Here is a 15,414-nt window from a genome sequence, read left to right as displayed (position 1 = left end):
TTTTATGGAGCTAAGAGAAGTTGAAGAGTTGATGATGAGTGTTGGGTATGGGGCAGAGTTCCCTGCCCATTTTACCAATTACGAAGAAGATTGGTTGGAAGGGGAGTTTCATCTAACAGAAAAGGGATGCAACCCCTTAGGAATTTGCCATGGGGCTATTAGTTATGGTTTTGCGGATACTTTAGCAGCAGCTTTAAGTGTTGCATCGGAGGCTCCTTGTGTGACAGCAGATAGCTCCTTGTATTATTTGAGAGAAATCCGTCCTGGTAAAGTAGATGGGAAAGCGTATTTTGTGAAGCGGGGTCGTAAGTTTAATGTAATTGAATCCGAGGTATACCAAGGGGGAAAACTTTGTTTGAAAAGTACATTTACTATGGCTGTCATAGAAACTCCAAAAGTTGAGTAGTCTTCTTTTCTCCTTTTACAAAAATTGCAAAATGGGGAGATAAAAGAAACCCTTAGAAGAAATACTGTGTTAAAATAGATACAGAATAGAGAATTGGGGGGATGATTGTGACGAAAAAAATGCGGGGAAACTTAATGTTGACTCTGACAGCATTTATTTGGGGTACCGCTTTTGTAGCTCAAATTAGTGGGGGAGATCATATTGGTCCTTTTGCTTTTAACTTTTCAAGAAATATTATAGCGACATTATTTCTTTTTATTTTAATTCAAGTTTGGCCAATGATTATGAAACGTCCCATTGATGTGGAAACAGAAGAAATGAAACGACCGACTTTAATTGGAGGAATTGCCTGCGGAGTGATTCTAACGGCAGCTATGGCGTTTCAACAGGTAGGAATTGTATATACAACAGCGGGAAAAGCCGGATTTATTACTTCTCTTTATATTGTCTTGGTTCCCCTTGCTGGTATTTTTTTAGGAAAGCGAATAGGCTTTCGAATTTGGTTTTGCGTAGCCCTTGCAGCAGTGGGGCTTTATATGTTGAGTATTAAAGCGGGATTTACTATGCAATTTGGAGATTTGTTAATTTTAATTTGTGCTTTCTGTTACACATTGCATATTTTGGTAATCGACTATTTCAGTCCAAAATCCCATGGTACAAAATTAAGTATGATTCAGTTTTTAGTAGCAGGTATTTTATCTGGAATTATTATGCTATTTTTGGAAGATATTTCCATGGAAAATGTAATGAACGCAGCCATTCCCATCCTTTATACAGGAGTTTTATCTAGTGGGGTAGGCTATACTTTCCAAATTTTGGCACAAAAGGATACCGATCCAACAACAGCAAGCTTATTAATGAGTTTGGAATCTGTATTTGCTGTATTGGCAGGAGCTGTTTTATTGGGAGAACGTCTAAGCATTCGAGAAGGAATGGGATGCATTCTTATGTTTGTAGCGATTATTTTGGCTCAAATTCCAATGAAGAGAAGACAAAAAGAAATAATATAGCTCAACTCAGGGAGAAATCCTTGAGTTTTTTAGTTTGAAGGAAAATAGGGTATAAAGTTAAGGAAATTATTGTAAAATATAGTAAGGAGCCCAATATGATTAAAAATTATCCAATAGAAGAAGTTTGTAAAATGTCTCAACAAATTGATATTTTGCCAGGACAAGTAGTAAGCAAAACATTAGCTCAAAATCATTACGTAAGTTTAACTTTATTCGCTTTTTCAGCAGGAGAAGAGATTTCTACCCATGGGTCCAATGGAGATGCTTTGGTTCATGTTTTAGAGGGAGAAGGGCGCTTTGTTGTAGATGGCCATGAGTTTCGTGTAAAAGAAGGGGAGACCCTCTTGATGCCAGCAGAAAAGCCCCATTCTGTTCATGGAGATATGGATTTTAAAATGTTATTGACAGTGGTTTTCCCTATTGAAGAGGAATAATGGATATCCAAGAAGAACTGTTCTTTCAAAAAGATGAGGGATATAAAAAATTTCAAGAAAAAATCATTCCCAATATTGATCCAGATACCATCATTGGGGTTCGAATGCCTGAAATAAAGAGAATAGCCAAGGAGTGGGCTAGAAGAGAAGAAGTAGAATTATTCTTGGGAGATTTACCCCATAAATATTATGAGGAAAATCAGCTACACTGCCAAATTTTGGTCTACGAAAACAATTTTTTTCAGGCTCAGAAGAAGGTTGAGTCGCTTTTGCCCTATTTGGACAATTGGGCATTAACCGATGGATTCGTTCCGAGGGCCTTTAAAAAAGAGAAGAAATCGACATGGGATTTGGCAAAAAAATGGGTTTGCTCTTCAGAGGAATACACCATTCGCTACGGGATTTTACTTATGATGAAGCTTCATTTGAAAAGTGATTTTTGGAAAGAAGCGATGAGAGAGGTGGCTGGGATTTCCTCTGAATTTTATTATGTAAATATGGCCATTGCTTGGTTTTTTGCAGAGGCCTTGTTTTACTATGAGGAGGAAACCATTGATTTGTACAAAAAACGGATTCTTTCTCCCTGGGTACAAAATAAATCCATTCAAAAGGCGAGAGAGAGTAGAAGAATTTCCCAAGAACTAAAAGAAAAACTGAAAGATTATAAACGGTAGAAACCATTAGAAAGGCGTCCTTATGATATATGTAGATCACGGAGCAACAACAAAACTACATCCAAAGGTTTTAGAGGAAATGATGCCTTATTTAACCGAAGAATATGGAAATCCCTCTAGTCTTCATAGGAAAGGAAGAAAAGCCAGAGAGGCAGTGGATGAAAGTCGTTTGAAAATTGCTTCTTATTTCCAAGTTCGTATGCGAAATGTCTATTTTACAGGTTGTGGAACGGAATCGGATAATTTGGCCATTGAAAGTGCCTATGCCTTAGGAAAAAAGCAAGGTAAAAACCATATAATTACAACCTCCATTGAACATCCGGCGGTTTTATCTAAATGCGAAGAATTGGAAAAAGAGGGGGTAAGGGTAACGTACTTACCTCCCAATGAAAAAGGAGTAATTGAAGGAGAAGATGTAAAAGGAGCTATAGAAGAGGACACCTTTTTAATTAGCGTTATGGCGATCAATAATGAAATTGGAACGATTCAAAGGATTTCTGAAATCAAAGAAATTGCTCAAAATTACAAAATCCCTCTTCATGTAGATGCCATTCAAGCCATTGGCCATCGAGAGGCCAAAGAATTTATAGGAATTGACTACGTTTCTCTTTCTCCCCATAAATTCAACGGTCCCAAGGGAATTGGAATCTTGATTACGAAGGAAGATACCCCTCTAGAGCCGTTGATTTTTGGCGGAGGACAGGAACGAGGATATCGAGGAGGCACAGAAAATGTGGCTTCTATTGTAGGTTCGGCCAAGGCCTTGGAGATTGCACAGGACAATTTAGAAGAGAAAAAGAAAAAAATCCAAAAATTAAAAGAATATTTTACAGAAAAAATCGAGGACATTCCAGAAATCCATTGGACGATTTCCCAAGAATGTGTGGCAGAAAACTCCATCCATCTTCGAATCGAAGGAATCGATCGAGACGTACTTTTGTTTCAGTTGGATCGCAGAGGAATTTGTGCCTCTGGGGGGAGTGCCTGTTCTGCAGGGGCTTTAGAGGAAAGTCACGTATTAAAAAGTTTAGGAATTCACTTGGAAAACAGTGCTTCTTTGCGGATTACTTTAAGTCATGAAAATACCATAGAAGAAATGGAATCCATTGGAGAAGCTTTGAAAGAAATAATAGAACGGAGGAAGAAATGAGTCGAGTGCTTGTTGCCATGAGTGGTGGCGTAGATAGCTCTGTAGTGGCTTATTTACTAAAAGAACAAGGCCATGATGTAATTGGCGTAACGATGAAATTGTACGAAAATGATTTGGTAGGGAAGAAAAATTCCCATACCTGTTGTAGTTTAGATGATATTGACGATGCTAGAATGGTAGCCTATAAATTAGGAATTGACTATTTTGTCTATGATTTTTCTCCTGAATTTGAAGAAAAAGTGGTAGAAAAATTCGTTCAAGCCTATGAAGCGGGTTTAACGCCCAATCCTTGTATCGATTGCAATCGATATTTGAAATTCGATCGTCTATACGAACGAGCCAAAGAATTGGATTGCGATTACATTGCAACGGGACATTATGCACAGATTGTAAAGGACGAAAAAACGGGACGCTATCAACTAAAAAAAGGACTCGATGAGAAAAAAGATCAGTCCTACGTACTTTATTCCATGACCCAAGATCAATTGGCCCATACTTTATTGCCTCTTGGAGGAATGGACAAAGAAACCGTACGAAAAATCGCAGAAGAAGCAGAAATGATCAACGCAAAAAAACACGATAGCCAAGACATCTGTTTTGTTCCAGACGGAGATTATAAATCCTTCTTAGAATCCTACCAAGGGAAAACCTATGAAGAGGGAAATATTCTCAATTCAAAGGGAGAAATTTTAGGCAAACATTCTGGAGCTGTTGGCTATACCATTGGTCAAAGAAAAGGATTGGGCGTAGCCGCCGGTCACCCTGTTTATGTAACAGAAAAAGACATGGAAAAGAACACTGTAACCGTAGGGCCGGAGAAAGAGCTATTTTCCCAAGGACTTTACGCAAAAGACTGGACCTGGGTAAGTCGAGAAGAGCCAAAGGAAGAAATTCAAGTTATGGCAAGAACTCGTTACCATCAAAAGGAAACCCCAGCAAAATTGACAGTAGAAAAAGACCGAATTCGATTGGACTTTTTAGAGCCAAAACGAGCCGTAACCAAAGGACAAGCCGTTGTTGTATATGATGGAGATTTGGTAATCGGTGGCGGAACCATAGTAGAATCATTTTAAGGAGGAAGAATATGTATCTAAATGACTATAAAGTAGGAATGGAATTCCCCTTGGAGCCCATTTCTCTATCCAAAGAAGAAATTATATCCTTTGCAAAAGTCTTTGATCCAAGACCTATTCACGTTGATGAAGAAGAAGCCAAAAAATCACGCTTTGGTGGAATTATTGCCTCAGGATTTCACGCAACATCTGCTTGTTGGGGACAATACGTTCATCTAAAACATGACGAAAAAGGCGTAATTGCAGGAAAGGGAATCCAAGACTTAAAATGGCACAAACCCGTTTATCCAGATATGATGTTATATGGAGTGGTAACCATTACAAAAATTGTTCCCTATGACGACGGATCCAAAGGTACTGTATTTTTTGAAATGGTAGTAAAAGATGAAAAAGACGAATTGGTTATGATTATGAACTCCTCTTCTTTAATTGCTGCTTCCGAAGACGTGGAATAAAATCCAAGATAAAATACTACAATTAAAAAATTTCTTTTCTTGTTAAAAGTTTTAGGAAAATTTTCATAAGAAAAGAAATTTTTGAAAAAACATCAAATTTCAATAAGCTGCCCTGGCAGCTTATTTTTTTAATATTTAATAAATTGAAACAACGTTTTTTCTATATATTTTCAAAGAAAGGAAAATATATAGAAAAGTGAACAGATGACAGGGCATTGCATATTGTATATATTCCATAAAAACTCTGTAATTTGTCGAAAAAAGAAAGGAAAAAGTTTTCCTAAAAACGGAAAAACTTCTTATGAAATTTTAATATATAAAAATTAAATCAATAAATTTTCTTTTCTTTATAAAATTTTGTAATTTTTACTATCAATATAATGATAGATTTATAGACATTCTAGATTGTTTGAAGGTATAATAAAAATACAGAATAAAAACGCTATCCTTGTAGCGTAGAAGGGGGAAAATATGACAGAACACAACAAAAACCAAGGAGCTTACAATCCGCGTAAGGCGACTTTAGGGGAAGCGTTAATTACGTTTATTGTGCTTATTGCCATTATGTTTGTATCCATTATTGTATTTGAAGTGGATCCACATATGCCAATGTTTATTGGGGTAATTATTGCCGCTCTTATGGCGTTAAAAATTGGTTATACATGGGGAGATATTGAATCTTCCATGGTAAAAGGTATTACACAGGCCTTACAATCTATTATTATTTTGGCGGTAATTGGTATCCTTGTAGGGGTATGGATTACAGCAGGCGTTGTACCATCTATGATTTATTATGGACTTATGATTTTGAAACCATCGATCTTTTTGGTAGCTGCCGTATTGATTTGTTCTATTACATCGATTGCTACAGGATCTAGTTGGGGTACGGCTGGTACCATGGGTATCGCCTTAATGGGTATTGCACAAGGTATGGGAATTCCATTGCCAGTGGCGGCCGGTGCGGTTATTTCAGGAGCTTATTTTGGGGACAAAATGAGTCCACTTTCTGATACAACCAACTTAGCGCCAGCTATGGCAGGGACCGATGTATTTACTCATATTAAAGCCATGGCAAAACCAACAATTATTTCTTATATTATCGCTTTGGTTTTCTTTGGTATTATGACAACTCGTTACAATGTTGCAGGAGCTGATACTTCTGCTGTAGTGGAATTGCAACAAGGGCTAAGCGACAGCTTTAATATCTCTCCCTTGTTACTATTGCCACCAGTAATTGTAATTGTAAGTATTGCTTTCAAAATGCCTGCCTTACCAGGAATTGCCATTGGTATTATTGTGGCTGCAATTATGGGACCTATTTTCCAAGATATTGATTTTGGTATAATTCTTTCTGCAGGGAAAGATGGGTTCGTTTCTGAAACGGGGATTGAAGCTTTGGATAGCCTATTAACAGCCGGTGGACTTATGGGTATGATGAGTTCTATTTCTTTAACAATTATCGCCATGATGTTTGGTGGAATTGCAGAGAGAACAGGACAATTAGAGGCAATTATTCATGCCGTATTGGGTGGAGTAAAATCCGTAACTGGTTTGGTTTCCGCTACGATCTTTACTTGTTTCCTATCCAATATCACTATGCCAGAACAATATATTTCTATTGTGGTTCCAGGACGTATGTATGCTCCAGTATATGCTGAGCGTGGATTGCATCCTAAATTATTATCTGCCACATTGGAAGCTTCTGGTACAGTAACTTCAGCTTTGATTCCATGGAACACTTGCGGGGTTTATCTAACAGGGGTATTGAAGGTTTCTACTTTCGAGTATTTACCATTTGCGGTATTTAATATTGCCATGCCAATTGTAACCATTATTTTAACAGCCATTGGACAAAACGTATTCTGGGCAAAAGACGATCCAGACACAATTGTTCACATTGACTAATGGAAATTTTAAGAAAGGGGCCCGAGTCGGGTCTCTTTTTTTGTGGAAATGGGTATAGATGGGAGATATGGAGGAGAAAATGAAAAAAGCAACAAGAAGAAAAAAACAAAAAAGACAAAGAGGAACCATAGGCTTTTTGCTTCTATCTTTGGTTATGGTAATGGGCTTGTTTGTTTTGGTAATGAATTTTGCGATTCCTTCGAACCCAGAATTTCCCATTAACAACCGAGAGGAATTTTTTCAAAAAATGGCTCCTTACGCCCAAAAAGAAGGAAAAAAACACGGCCTCTATCCTTCTATTATCTTGGCGCAAGCGGCATTGGAATCCAATTATGGAGAAAGTGTTTTATCAAAAGAATACAATAATTATTTTGGGATCAAAGGAACGAAAGAGAATGGCGTTTCCTTAAATACCGATGAAATATATGATGGAGAGCGAGTTTCTGTGGAAGACTATTTCCGGGTCTATGATTCTGTAAAAGAAAGTTTCCAGGACTACGGAAATTTAATTGGCAAAGCCAGTCGTTATTCTATTGTAAGGGAGGCTGCCTCTCCAGAGGAATATGCTCAAAATCTGTACAAAGCAGGATATAGTACCAATCCTCGTTATGGGGATTCTCTGCTACATTTAGTGGAACAGTACAATTTGAAGACCTATGACGAAGATCTTTAATCAATAGTTATTTTGTAAAAATTCCTATTGAACCTAGGGCTCACATGTAGTACTATACTATATGTAGATTTCGAAAAAGAAATTAACCACAATATGTTGATAAATTGTGGATAACATAGGGATAAATCGAAGGAATGCTTATGATTTAAGGAGAAAGGAAGGTTGTTTCATGGAGGTACGTAAGAGAAACGGTGATGTAGTCGATTTTGATCCGTCAAAAATTAAAATTGCTGTACAAAAAGCAATGAAGGAAACGGATAAAGGAGTGGACGAAGAAGTTGCTCAGTCTGTAACAGATGCTGTAGTGGCAGAATTGGGAGAGAGTGCGATTGTAGACATTGAGTCCATTCAAGACAATGTAGAGCTTGCATTGATGCGCGTACGTCCAGACGTGGCGAAAAAATACATCCTATATCGAGAAGAAAGAACTCGTTTAAGAGAACATGGATGGAATATGACCGATTTGCAAAGAGATATTTACGAGAAGAAATATCGCTATGACAACGAGTCTTTTGAAGGATTTTTGGACCGAGTAAGTGGCGGAAACAATCAAATTAAAAAGGCCATTGCCAACAAACAATTTATGCCTGCAGGTCGTATTTTAGCAGGTCGTGGATTGGATAAAATGGGTAAGAAAATTACCTTAAGTAACTGCTATGTAATGCCACAAGTAGAGGACAACATTGAGTCCATTTACGATACGGCCAAATGGATGGCAAGAACTTATAGCTATGGCGGCGGCGTTGGATTGACTTTGAATAAATTGCGTCCAAAGGGTGCGAAGGTAAACAATGCAGCTTCCACAACAACAGGAGCCGTAAGTTTTATGGATCTATATTCTTTAACAACTTCTCTAATTGGAATGCGTGGCCGTCGCGGCGCTTTAATGTTGAATATGGATTGCAATCATCCAGACATTATGGATTTTATTAATGTAAAAAAAGATTTGGATAAGGTAACCAGTGCCAATATTTCTGTAAATTGTAGCGATGAATTCTTTAAGGCTTACAAAGAAGGAAAAGACTTTAAACTTTCCTTCGATGTGGAGTCTACAGGAGAAAAGATTCGTGAAAAAGTAGAAGCCCGAGAAATGTTGAAAAATTTGGCTTTTAATAATTGGGAAATGGCAGAACCAGGAATTTTGTTTAAGGATCGCATTAACTCTTGGCATTTAATGAGTGAAGACGATACCTTTGAATACGCAGGAGTAAATCCCTGTGCAGAGGAACCATTGCCAGCTTTTGGATCTTGTAACCTTGCGAGTATCAACTTAGGAGAATTTGTAAAAAATCCTTTCAGTAAATACGCTCGCTTTGAGTTTGAATCTTTTGGTCAATTGGTGCGAGATGGAGTCATCTATCTAAATGAAGTTTTAGATGAGAATATGCAATTGCACCCATTGGAGCAACAAAGAGAATTATCAAAAGAATTACGCCAAATTGGTTTAGGAATTATGGGCGTGGCAGATATGTTTATTAAAATGGGAATTCGTTACGGTTCTCCAGAGTCCTTAAACTTAATCAATCAAATTGGCCGTTGCCTAGTAAATGAGGCTTTGCGTCAATCGGCTTTATTGGCAGAAAAAGACGGAACATTCCCTCGCTACCGCAGGGAAAAAGTATTGGCATCAAAATTCCTACAATCCAATGCCGATCCAGATGTGTTGGCTTTGATTGAAGAACATGGTTTGAGAAACTCCCAAGTTTTAACCATCGCTCCAACGGGATCCATTTCGACTTTAATTGGTTGTAGCAATGGAGTAGAACCGATTTTCCAAATTTCTTATACAAGAAAATCAGAATCTCTTCATGTAGAAGATACCTATTATACGGTTTATACACAAATCATCAAAGACTTAATGGAAGCTTTGAATATCTCCCATGAAGAAGATTTGCCAGATTATATCATTACAACGGAAAACTTAAATTACAAAGATCGTATTGATGTACAAGCTACATGGCAACAATTTATTGATGCTTCCATTTCCTCTACTGTAAATGTACCAAATGAATTTACAGTGGAAGATGTAGAAAATCTATATGTTTATGCATGGGAAAAGGGATTAAAAGGAGTAACCATTTATCGAGATGGATGTGCTCGCTCAGGAATTCTTTCTACAGAAAAGAGCAAAAAAGGGCGAATTCAAGAATTACAAGATGAACTGAATCGTGAAATTGCTCATCAAATGATGGAAGATCCAGACACCTGCCCAATGTGTGGTGGACATATGAACCATTCCGGTGGATGTGCAGAATGTCAAGATTGTGGCTATAGTCCTTGTGCAATCTAAAAACAAAATAGAGAGAAAACCTAGGGATTTCTGTGGAAGTTTCTAGGTTTTTTGTTTTAGTAAAAGGAATACACTGGGTATATATAAAGATAAGAACAAATAGGAGACAAATATGAAGAAAAAAGATTTTACAAAATGCATATTGGCTTTTCTTTTCCTTTTTTCTCTTACAGCCTGTACTTCTCAAAATCCAGCAGCTCCAGAAGAAGAAAACGTGGCCATTGAAACTCCTTCCGGGATCCGAGGATTGGGAAAAATCGAAATGACGGGAATGGATTTGAAAACAGGAAAAGCAGTAGGCAACGAAATATTGACAGAAAAGGTAAATGTATTAATGGTTTGGCAACCCGATTGTTATTTCTGTGAAGAGGAAGCCAAGGCGATGGAAAAGATTCTTCCAGAGCTTGAAAACACAAAAATCATTGGGTTGGTAGTAACGGAAGACAAAGAGGCCGCACAAGCTCGAGTAGAAGAGTGGGGCTTAACTTTTGAAAATATACTCCTAAGGGTGGATCAAATTTATGGAATTTCTCCAGAGATTCAGACAACCCCTAGTGTGATTTTCGTCAATGAAAAAGGGGAAGAAATCGCAGAGAAACAACTGGGCGCTCTTATGGGGTTTGATACAGTAGATTCTTTGGCCAAAGAATGGAAAGCCCGCCTAAACGCCTTAGAGGCCATGGAATAAAAATATTTAGAATCATTGAAAAAAAGCCAATGGTTGTATTTGTGAAATATATCAAGTAGACTAATAAGAGAGGGGAATATCGTGCACGAAATCATTTTTCGAATCGTAGATTTTGTTTCTGGAATTATAGAACTTTTGGGAACGGCTATTGTAGCAATTACGATTCTTCAAGGATTGTATCGAATGATATTTGTATATAAGATGGATTTTAATGCGGCTCATTATGATTTTTCCATTAATGCAGGTCTTAATAATGCTTTGGAAATTCTATTGGCGGCGGAGGTTTTGAAGACCATCGCTTATCGAACAACGGATCAGTTGTTAGAAGTGGCAGCTTTGGTCATTATTCGAATCTTTTTGACTCTTTTGATTCATTGGGAATATAGGCAAAAAGCGGACCATGATTTAAGGGAGCATCCCCAGGATGTGGAATATGAATATACAGTTGTAGAGGAGGAAGAGGAAGTCTAAAATTTTTCTACAAAGTCCTTGTATTTTTATATAAAAAAGGTTATATTGATAATTATTCCGGATGGGGCAACTAGATAATTAAATAAAAAAACGATGCGACCTTTGGCCGGTCGCACTTTTATTTTTTATGGAGGAAATGAAATGGAAGATATGATTCGCCAAGTCCTTCAAATGGACGAAAAAACCAAGAAATTGGTAAAGGAATCCGAAAAAAAGTTAGAAGCAGAAAAAGCAGAAACGGAAACCCGTTTGAATCAATTGGAAGTAGAGGGCCACGAAGAATCAAAACAGGCTGCTATTGATGAATACAATCGTGTTTATGCGAAGGCTTTGGATGAAGTGAAAGAAATTGAAGAAGAAAATCAGAGGAAAATCGATGCAGTAGATGCTTTCTATCAAGAAAACAAAGAAGATTTAGTAGAGAAAGCTTTTCGCATGATTATTCAATAAAGAAGGTGTGCTATGCATTTCCATGCAGTAAATACAAAAATACGCTCTACGTATGCAAAATATATTAAAGAGCAACCACAATTGGAAGCGTTGGAGCGAAATACTGTAGCAGAAGTGGTTTCCTTTGTGGAAAATTGGTGGGGATTGGATTTTGGTCCGACTTTTGATTTATATAAAATCAATCGAATGTTGGAAGAAAGAGTCTATTCCATATTGGTGAGTCTATCCTATTATTTGCAAGGAGAGACCAAGACTTTTTATAAAGCCATTTTAGCACGATACGAAATCCGAGATATTAAGCGAGTGATGCGTGCTTTGGTCCATCATGAAGATTTGGCGCCTTTACGGCAAGGTCTTTTGGCCCTCCCTCCTTCTTTTTTAGGAAGCGAAGGGGGCGAATTAACCATACGAAGTTTTTTATCCAATTTGGAAAAAACGGAATATGGAAGAAAACTTATAGTATACGAAGATCAACCGATGGATCGCATCCTCTTTTACATAGAGATGACCTTGGATCGAAGTTATTATGAGAATATATTTAATCATATGAAGAAATTGGGTAAAAAAGACCAAAAAATAGCCAGAGAATTAATAGGAACCCATATTGATTTAATTAATTTAATGTATATTTATCGAGGAAAGAGAAGTTATGAAATTCTTCCTCAAGAAATGGCAAATTTTATTATTGATGGAGGATATTCTCTTCATTTGCCAAAATTAAGAAAATTGGTACGTTGTGAAACCTTAGAAGAATACGTAAAAGAAGTACAAAAAACCCATTATGGATATTTATTTCCAAGTTCCAGGGAAGTAGGGCTTATTGATATTGAAGTAGAACATATTTTATATGAAATGTATCGAAAACGGATACAATCGACGGCTTTTGATATTGCAAAGATTATCGCCCTCCCCATATTATTGGAATACACTGTCCGTGATATTTCTACGATTATTGAGTCCAAACGAGTAGGATTCTTAGGAAGTCGTACAAGAGGTTTATTATCCATTCCAGAGGAAGTAGGTGATATATAATGGCTGTAGAGAAAATGCTAATGCTTAACATCGTTGGGAAATTAGACTATATGGAAGAGATGCTTTATGAAATTTTACACAGTGGATCTTTGGATATGGTCGATGCAATGGCTCAGCTAAACCAAGCCAATGCAATTTACGATGTTGAATCTAGGGATGTAGACATGATGGTGGACGTAAGCCGCCTGATTCCCTATGAAGTGAATCCCGTAGAACGGGAGCGATTGGCTCATACAAGGCAGTTAATGCAATATTTTGGTCTGACAGAGGAAGAGTTGGAAGGGTTAGAAGATTCTCTGGCTACCCGAGAAGATTTGGATGCTCTTTATGAGGAAACCAAGGTTTATTTTGAAGAAGAAGAAGAAATCAAAGAGCAGTTGGCTTTGGCCCATAGTTTTAAGGAAAATGTATCTTTGTTCTACAATGTAGATATTGACTTAAACGCCTTAAAAGATATGGAATTTTTTACGGCTCGTTTTGGTCGTTTGGAAAAGGCGGCTCGCCTTCGCTTAAAAGAAAATTACCATCATATTTTGGCCATGGTATTTCATACAGGTAGCTACGAAAATGAAGAAGTATACTTGGCCATTTATCCAAATGAAGTAAGCGAAGAAGCGGAACGGGTGTTACAAAGTTTGCATTGGATAGACGTGCCGATTTTGGAGCATGCAGAGGGAACCACAAAGGAAACGTTTGAGTATTTCAACAGAGAAACGGAGCAGTTGAACCAACGCTTGGAAGAATTGGATGAACACAAACACGAAATGTTCAATGAGCGTTCGGAAGAAATTCAGAAAATTTTGGCCAAGGCTCTATTCTACGGGCGAATTGAAGAAGCCAAAGAGCAAATGGCCCATTCTAAGAAATATTTCTTACTTTCTGGATGGACCGACGAAGAAGGCGTAGAAGAAGTTCGGAATCGTGTGAAAAAATACGAAGGAACCCACTTAACGGTTTTGGATGAAGGAAATGGAAATTTTATTTCCACTCCTCCTACAAAATTAAAAAATCCTTCCTTTTTTAAGCCCTTTGAACTTTTAGTCCGAATGTATGGAGTGCCTCATTATAACGAAATCGACCCGACGATATTTGTGGGAATTACCTATATGATTTTATTCGGTGCGATGTTTGGAGATGTTGGACAAGGGTTAATCTTTTTGTTAGGGGGACTTCTCATTAGAAGAAAGCCCAACTTAAAAGATATGGGCGGCCTATTAACCCGAATGGGTGGCGCCAGTATTGTATTTGGATTCTTATATGGGTCTTTATTTGGAAATGAAGAGATTTTGCCGGCCCTATGGATTCGTCCTTTCCACAATATTAACGAGGTATTAATTATTGCCATAGGATTTGGGATGTTGTTATTGTTTATGGCCTATGGACTTAGTTTTGCCAATGCCATCCGAAATAAAAATCTCTACGAAGGGATTTTTGGCGAACATGGATTGTTGGGATTCTTGGTATTTTTAATGTTAATTTTCATGTTATTGGATTTAACAGGATTTTTAACTTTGATTCCAGCAAAAGTGGCAGGCGCCATTTTGGTTTTATCCATTGTTCTTATGATTTTCAAGAAGCCAATTATGGCGAAAATCCAGAATAAAGCACCCCATTACGCAGAAGGAAAAACTGGATATTACATTGAGTCTTCTTTCTCTATTATTGAGTTATTGATTTCCACTTTATCCGGAATTGTTTCCTTTATTCGTGTAGGGGCCTTTGCCATTAACCACGTTGGTTTGTTTATGGCTTTCCATACTATGGCAGAAATGGCAGGAACGGGAATTGGAAACTTTATCATCCTAATATTAGGAAATATTTTAATTATTGGATTGGAAGGCTTGATTGTATTTATTCAAGGTCTTCGTTTGGAATATTATGAGTTATTTAGCCGTTACTACGATGGAAGTGGAACTGCCTTTAACTCTGATACATTGTCATTAAAGAATAAAAAATAGGAGAACAAAAAATGGAAAATATTTTATGGATTGCATCATTTGTTGTATTGGGAACCATTGCTTATGGAATGATTTTAATGGAACGAGGAGCAAAGTCTGATCGTCCAAGATTGAAGAAAGTATTGCGTACGAATTTAGCTGTATTTATTCCAACCATTGTGGGAGCGATGGTATTAATGGCACCACAAGCGGTACAAGCCGCCACAGGAACAACACAAGTAAACGGCTTGGGACTTTTGGCAGCGGCTTTATCAACTGGATTGGCAACAATCGGAACTGGTTACGCTGTAGGTGTTGTAGGAAGCTCCGCTCTAGGTGCTGTATCGGAAGACGATAGCATTCTTGGTAAAACTTTGATCTTTGTAGGTTTGGCAGAAGGGATTGCCATTTACGGATTGATCATCTCTATTATGATTTTAGGTAAACTATAATGCGCTCTTTGGTGCTAAGTTGCGACGATGAATTGCTAATAGCCCTTAGAATGAGTGGATTTGAAGGAAAATTCTGTCGTGACGAAGAAGAGTTAAGGGCGAATTTTTTGGAAGGGGTAAAAAACAAGGAAATTGGCATTATTCTCTTAGGAGAAGAGGATTTTACGAAATTAAGAGAAGAAATTTTGAAAGTAAAATCGAAGCCAAGAAGTCCTTTGATTGTAACCGTACCAGGTAGAGAAGGATTCAAAGAGAAAGACTTTATTATGAAATACGTTCGAGAAGCCATCGGACTGAAATTGGATAGGTGATAT

17 protein-coding genes are annotated in these 15,414 nt (G+C 37.5%); all 17 read left to right on the top strand.

Annotated elements, in window-relative coordinates:
- Positions 1 to 4 precede the first annotated feature (4 nt).
- Positions 5 to 406: a PaaI family thioesterase gene (locus LQU94_RS06735; protein WP_230696932.1), complete on the top strand. Its 402-nt coding sequence runs from the start codon at positions 5 to 7 to the stop codon at positions 404 to 406.
- A 107-nt stretch (positions 407 to 513) separates the two neighbouring features.
- The gene (locus LQU94_RS06730) at positions 514 to 1,416 is read left to right on the top strand and encodes a DMT family transporter (RefSeq protein WP_230696931.1); all 903 of its coding nucleotides are present in this window, start codon (positions 514 to 516) and stop codon (positions 1,414 to 1,416) included.
- Between the two features lie 95 nt (positions 1,417 to 1,511).
- The gene (locus LQU94_RS06725) at positions 1,512 to 1,850 is read left to right on the top strand and encodes a cupin domain-containing protein (RefSeq protein ID WP_230696930.1); all 339 of its coding nucleotides are present in this window, start codon (positions 1,512 to 1,514) and stop codon (positions 1,848 to 1,850) included.
- Complete coding sequence (locus LQU94_RS06720) at positions 1,850 to 2,524, top strand: DNA alkylation repair protein (protein ID WP_230696929.1); 675 nt, start codon at positions 1,850 to 1,852, stop codon at positions 2,522 to 2,524. The genes LQU94_RS06725 and LQU94_RS06720 overlap by 1 nt, the downstream gene beginning before the upstream one ends.
- A gap of 22 nt (positions 2,525 to 2,546) precedes the next feature.
- The gene (locus tag LQU94_RS06715) at positions 2,547 to 3,674 is read left to right on the top strand and encodes a cysteine desulfurase family protein (RefSeq protein WP_230696928.1); all 1,128 of its coding nucleotides are present in this window, start codon (positions 2,547 to 2,549) and stop codon (positions 3,672 to 3,674) included.
- Positions 3,671 to 4,747 carry a tRNA 2-thiouridine(34) synthase MnmA gene (mnmA, locus tag LQU94_RS06710; RefSeq protein WP_230696927.1) on the top strand — a complete coding sequence of 359 codons (1,077 nt, stop codon included), beginning with the start codon at positions 3,671 to 3,673 and terminating at the stop codon, positions 4,745 to 4,747. The genes LQU94_RS06715 and mnmA overlap by 4 nt, the downstream gene beginning before the upstream one ends.
- Before the next feature lie 11 nt (positions 4,748 to 4,758).
- Positions 4,759 to 5,202 (top strand): MaoC/PaaZ C-terminal domain-containing protein, encoded by a 444-nt coding sequence (locus LQU94_RS06705; RefSeq protein WP_230696926.1) that lies wholly within the window; start codon positions 4,759 to 4,761, stop codon positions 5,200 to 5,202.
- A gap of 471 nt (positions 5,203 to 5,673) precedes the next feature.
- Positions 5,674 to 7,107, top strand: a complete 1,434-nt coding sequence (gene nhaC / locus LQU94_RS06700) for a Na+/H+ antiporter NhaC (RefSeq protein WP_230696925.1) — start codon at positions 5,674 to 5,676, stop codon at positions 7,105 to 7,107.
- Positions 7,108 to 7,186: 79 nt separating this feature from the next.
- On the top strand, positions 7,187 to 7,780 hold the full coding sequence (locus tag LQU94_RS06695) for a glycoside hydrolase family 73 protein (RefSeq protein ID WP_304622582.1): 594 nt from the start codon (positions 7,187 to 7,189) through the stop codon (positions 7,778 to 7,780).
- Positions 7,781 to 7,949: 169 nt separating this feature from the next.
- A complete protein-coding gene (locus LQU94_RS06690) occupies positions 7,950 to 10,070 on the top strand; it encodes an adenosylcobalamin-dependent ribonucleoside-diphosphate reductase (RefSeq protein ID WP_230696924.1) in 2,121 nt (706 codons plus the stop codon).
- 112 nt (positions 10,071 to 10,182) lie between these two features.
- Positions 10,183 to 10,758, top strand: coding sequence for a redoxin domain-containing protein (locus LQU94_RS06685; RefSeq protein ID WP_230696923.1), 576 nt, complete (start codon positions 10,183 to 10,185; stop codon positions 10,756 to 10,758).
- A gap of 81 nt (positions 10,759 to 10,839) precedes the next feature.
- Positions 10,840 to 11,229: a DUF1622 domain-containing protein gene (locus tag LQU94_RS06680; protein ID WP_230696922.1), complete on the top strand. Its 390-nt coding sequence runs from the start codon at positions 10,840 to 10,842 to the stop codon at positions 11,227 to 11,229.
- A 141-nt stretch (positions 11,230 to 11,370) separates the two neighbouring features.
- Positions 11,371 to 11,679 (top strand): hypothetical protein, encoded by a 309-nt coding sequence (locus LQU94_RS06675; RefSeq protein WP_230696921.1) that lies wholly within the window; start codon positions 11,371 to 11,373, stop codon positions 11,677 to 11,679.
- Positions 11,680 to 11,691: 12 nt separating this feature from the next.
- Positions 11,692 to 12,711 carry a V-type ATPase subunit gene (locus LQU94_RS06670; RefSeq protein WP_230696920.1) on the top strand — a complete coding sequence of 340 codons (1,020 nt, stop codon included), beginning with the start codon at positions 11,692 to 11,694 and terminating at the stop codon, positions 12,709 to 12,711.
- The gene (locus LQU94_RS06665) at positions 12,711 to 14,669 is read left to right on the top strand and encodes a V-type ATP synthase subunit I (RefSeq protein WP_230696919.1); all 1,959 of its coding nucleotides are present in this window, start codon (positions 12,711 to 12,713) and stop codon (positions 14,667 to 14,669) included. The genes LQU94_RS06670 and LQU94_RS06665 overlap by 1 nt, the downstream gene beginning before the upstream one ends.
- 11 nt (positions 14,670 to 14,680) lie before the next feature.
- The gene (locus LQU94_RS06660) at positions 14,681 to 15,100 is read left to right on the top strand and encodes an ATP synthase subunit C (RefSeq protein WP_230696918.1); all 420 of its coding nucleotides are present in this window, start codon (positions 14,681 to 14,683) and stop codon (positions 15,098 to 15,100) included.
- On the top strand, positions 15,100 to 15,411 hold the full coding sequence (locus LQU94_RS06655; protein ID WP_230696917.1) for a V-type ATP synthase subunit F: 312 nt from the start codon (positions 15,100 to 15,102) through the stop codon (positions 15,409 to 15,411). Before LQU94_RS06660 ends, LQU94_RS06655 begins: the two co-directional genes overlap by 1 nt.
- Positions 15,412 to 15,414: the final 3 nt, after the last annotated feature.

It is taken from the genome of Peptoniphilus sp. KCTC 25270, from assembly GCF_021012875.1.
Lineage (GTDB): Bacteria > Bacillota > Clostridia > Tissierellales > Peptoniphilaceae > JAJMZJ01.
Note: the sequence above shows the minus strand (reverse complement) of the source record. Positions and strands in the feature narration are given on the sequence as shown.

Excerpts from the sequence above, each read along its gene's own strand:
- LQU94_RS06735 (WP_230696932.1), top strand. The coding sequence starts at position 5 with ATGGAGCTAAGAGAAGTTGAAGAGTTGATGATGAGTGTTGGGTATGGG.
- LQU94_RS06725 (WP_230696930.1), top strand. The coding sequence starts at position 1,512 with ATGATTAAAAATTATCCAATAGAAGAAGTTTGTAAAATGTCTCAACAA.
- LQU94_RS06720 (WP_230696929.1), top strand. The coding sequence starts at position 1,850 with ATGGATATCCAAGAAGAACTGTTCTTTCAAAAAGATGAGGGATATAAA.
- LQU94_RS06715 (WP_230696928.1), top strand. The coding sequence starts at position 2,547 with ATGATATATGTAGATCACGGAGCAACAACAAAACTACATCCAAAGGTT.
- mnmA (WP_230696927.1), top strand. The coding sequence starts at position 3,671 with ATGAGTCGAGTGCTTGTTGCCATGAGTGGTGGCGTAGATAGCTCTGTA.
- LQU94_RS06705 (WP_230696926.1), top strand. The coding sequence starts at position 4,759 with ATGTATCTAAATGACTATAAAGTAGGAATGGAATTCCCCTTGGAGCCC.
- nhaC (WP_230696925.1), top strand. The coding sequence starts at position 5,674 with ATGACAGAACACAACAAAAACCAAGGAGCTTACAATCCGCGTAAGGCG.
- LQU94_RS06695 (WP_304622582.1), top strand. The coding sequence starts at position 7,187 with ATGAAAAAAGCAACAAGAAGAAAAAAACAAAAAAGACAAAGAGGAACC.
- LQU94_RS06690 (WP_230696924.1), top strand. The coding sequence starts at position 7,950 with ATGGAGGTACGTAAGAGAAACGGTGATGTAGTCGATTTTGATCCGTCA.
- LQU94_RS06685 (WP_230696923.1), top strand. The coding sequence starts at position 10,183 with ATGAAGAAAAAAGATTTTACAAAATGCATATTGGCTTTTCTTTTCCTT.
- LQU94_RS06675 (WP_230696921.1), top strand. The coding sequence starts at position 11,371 with ATGGAAGATATGATTCGCCAAGTCCTTCAAATGGACGAAAAAACCAAG.
- LQU94_RS06670 (WP_230696920.1), top strand. The coding sequence starts at position 11,692 with ATGCATTTCCATGCAGTAAATACAAAAATACGCTCTACGTATGCAAAA.
- LQU94_RS06665 (WP_230696919.1), top strand. The coding sequence starts at position 12,711 with ATGGCTGTAGAGAAAATGCTAATGCTTAACATCGTTGGGAAATTAGAC.
- LQU94_RS06660 (WP_230696918.1), top strand. The coding sequence starts at position 14,681 with ATGGAAAATATTTTATGGATTGCATCATTTGTTGTATTGGGAACCATT.
- LQU94_RS06655 (WP_230696917.1), top strand. The coding sequence starts at position 15,100 with ATGCGCTCTTTGGTGCTAAGTTGCGACGATGAATTGCTAATAGCCCTT.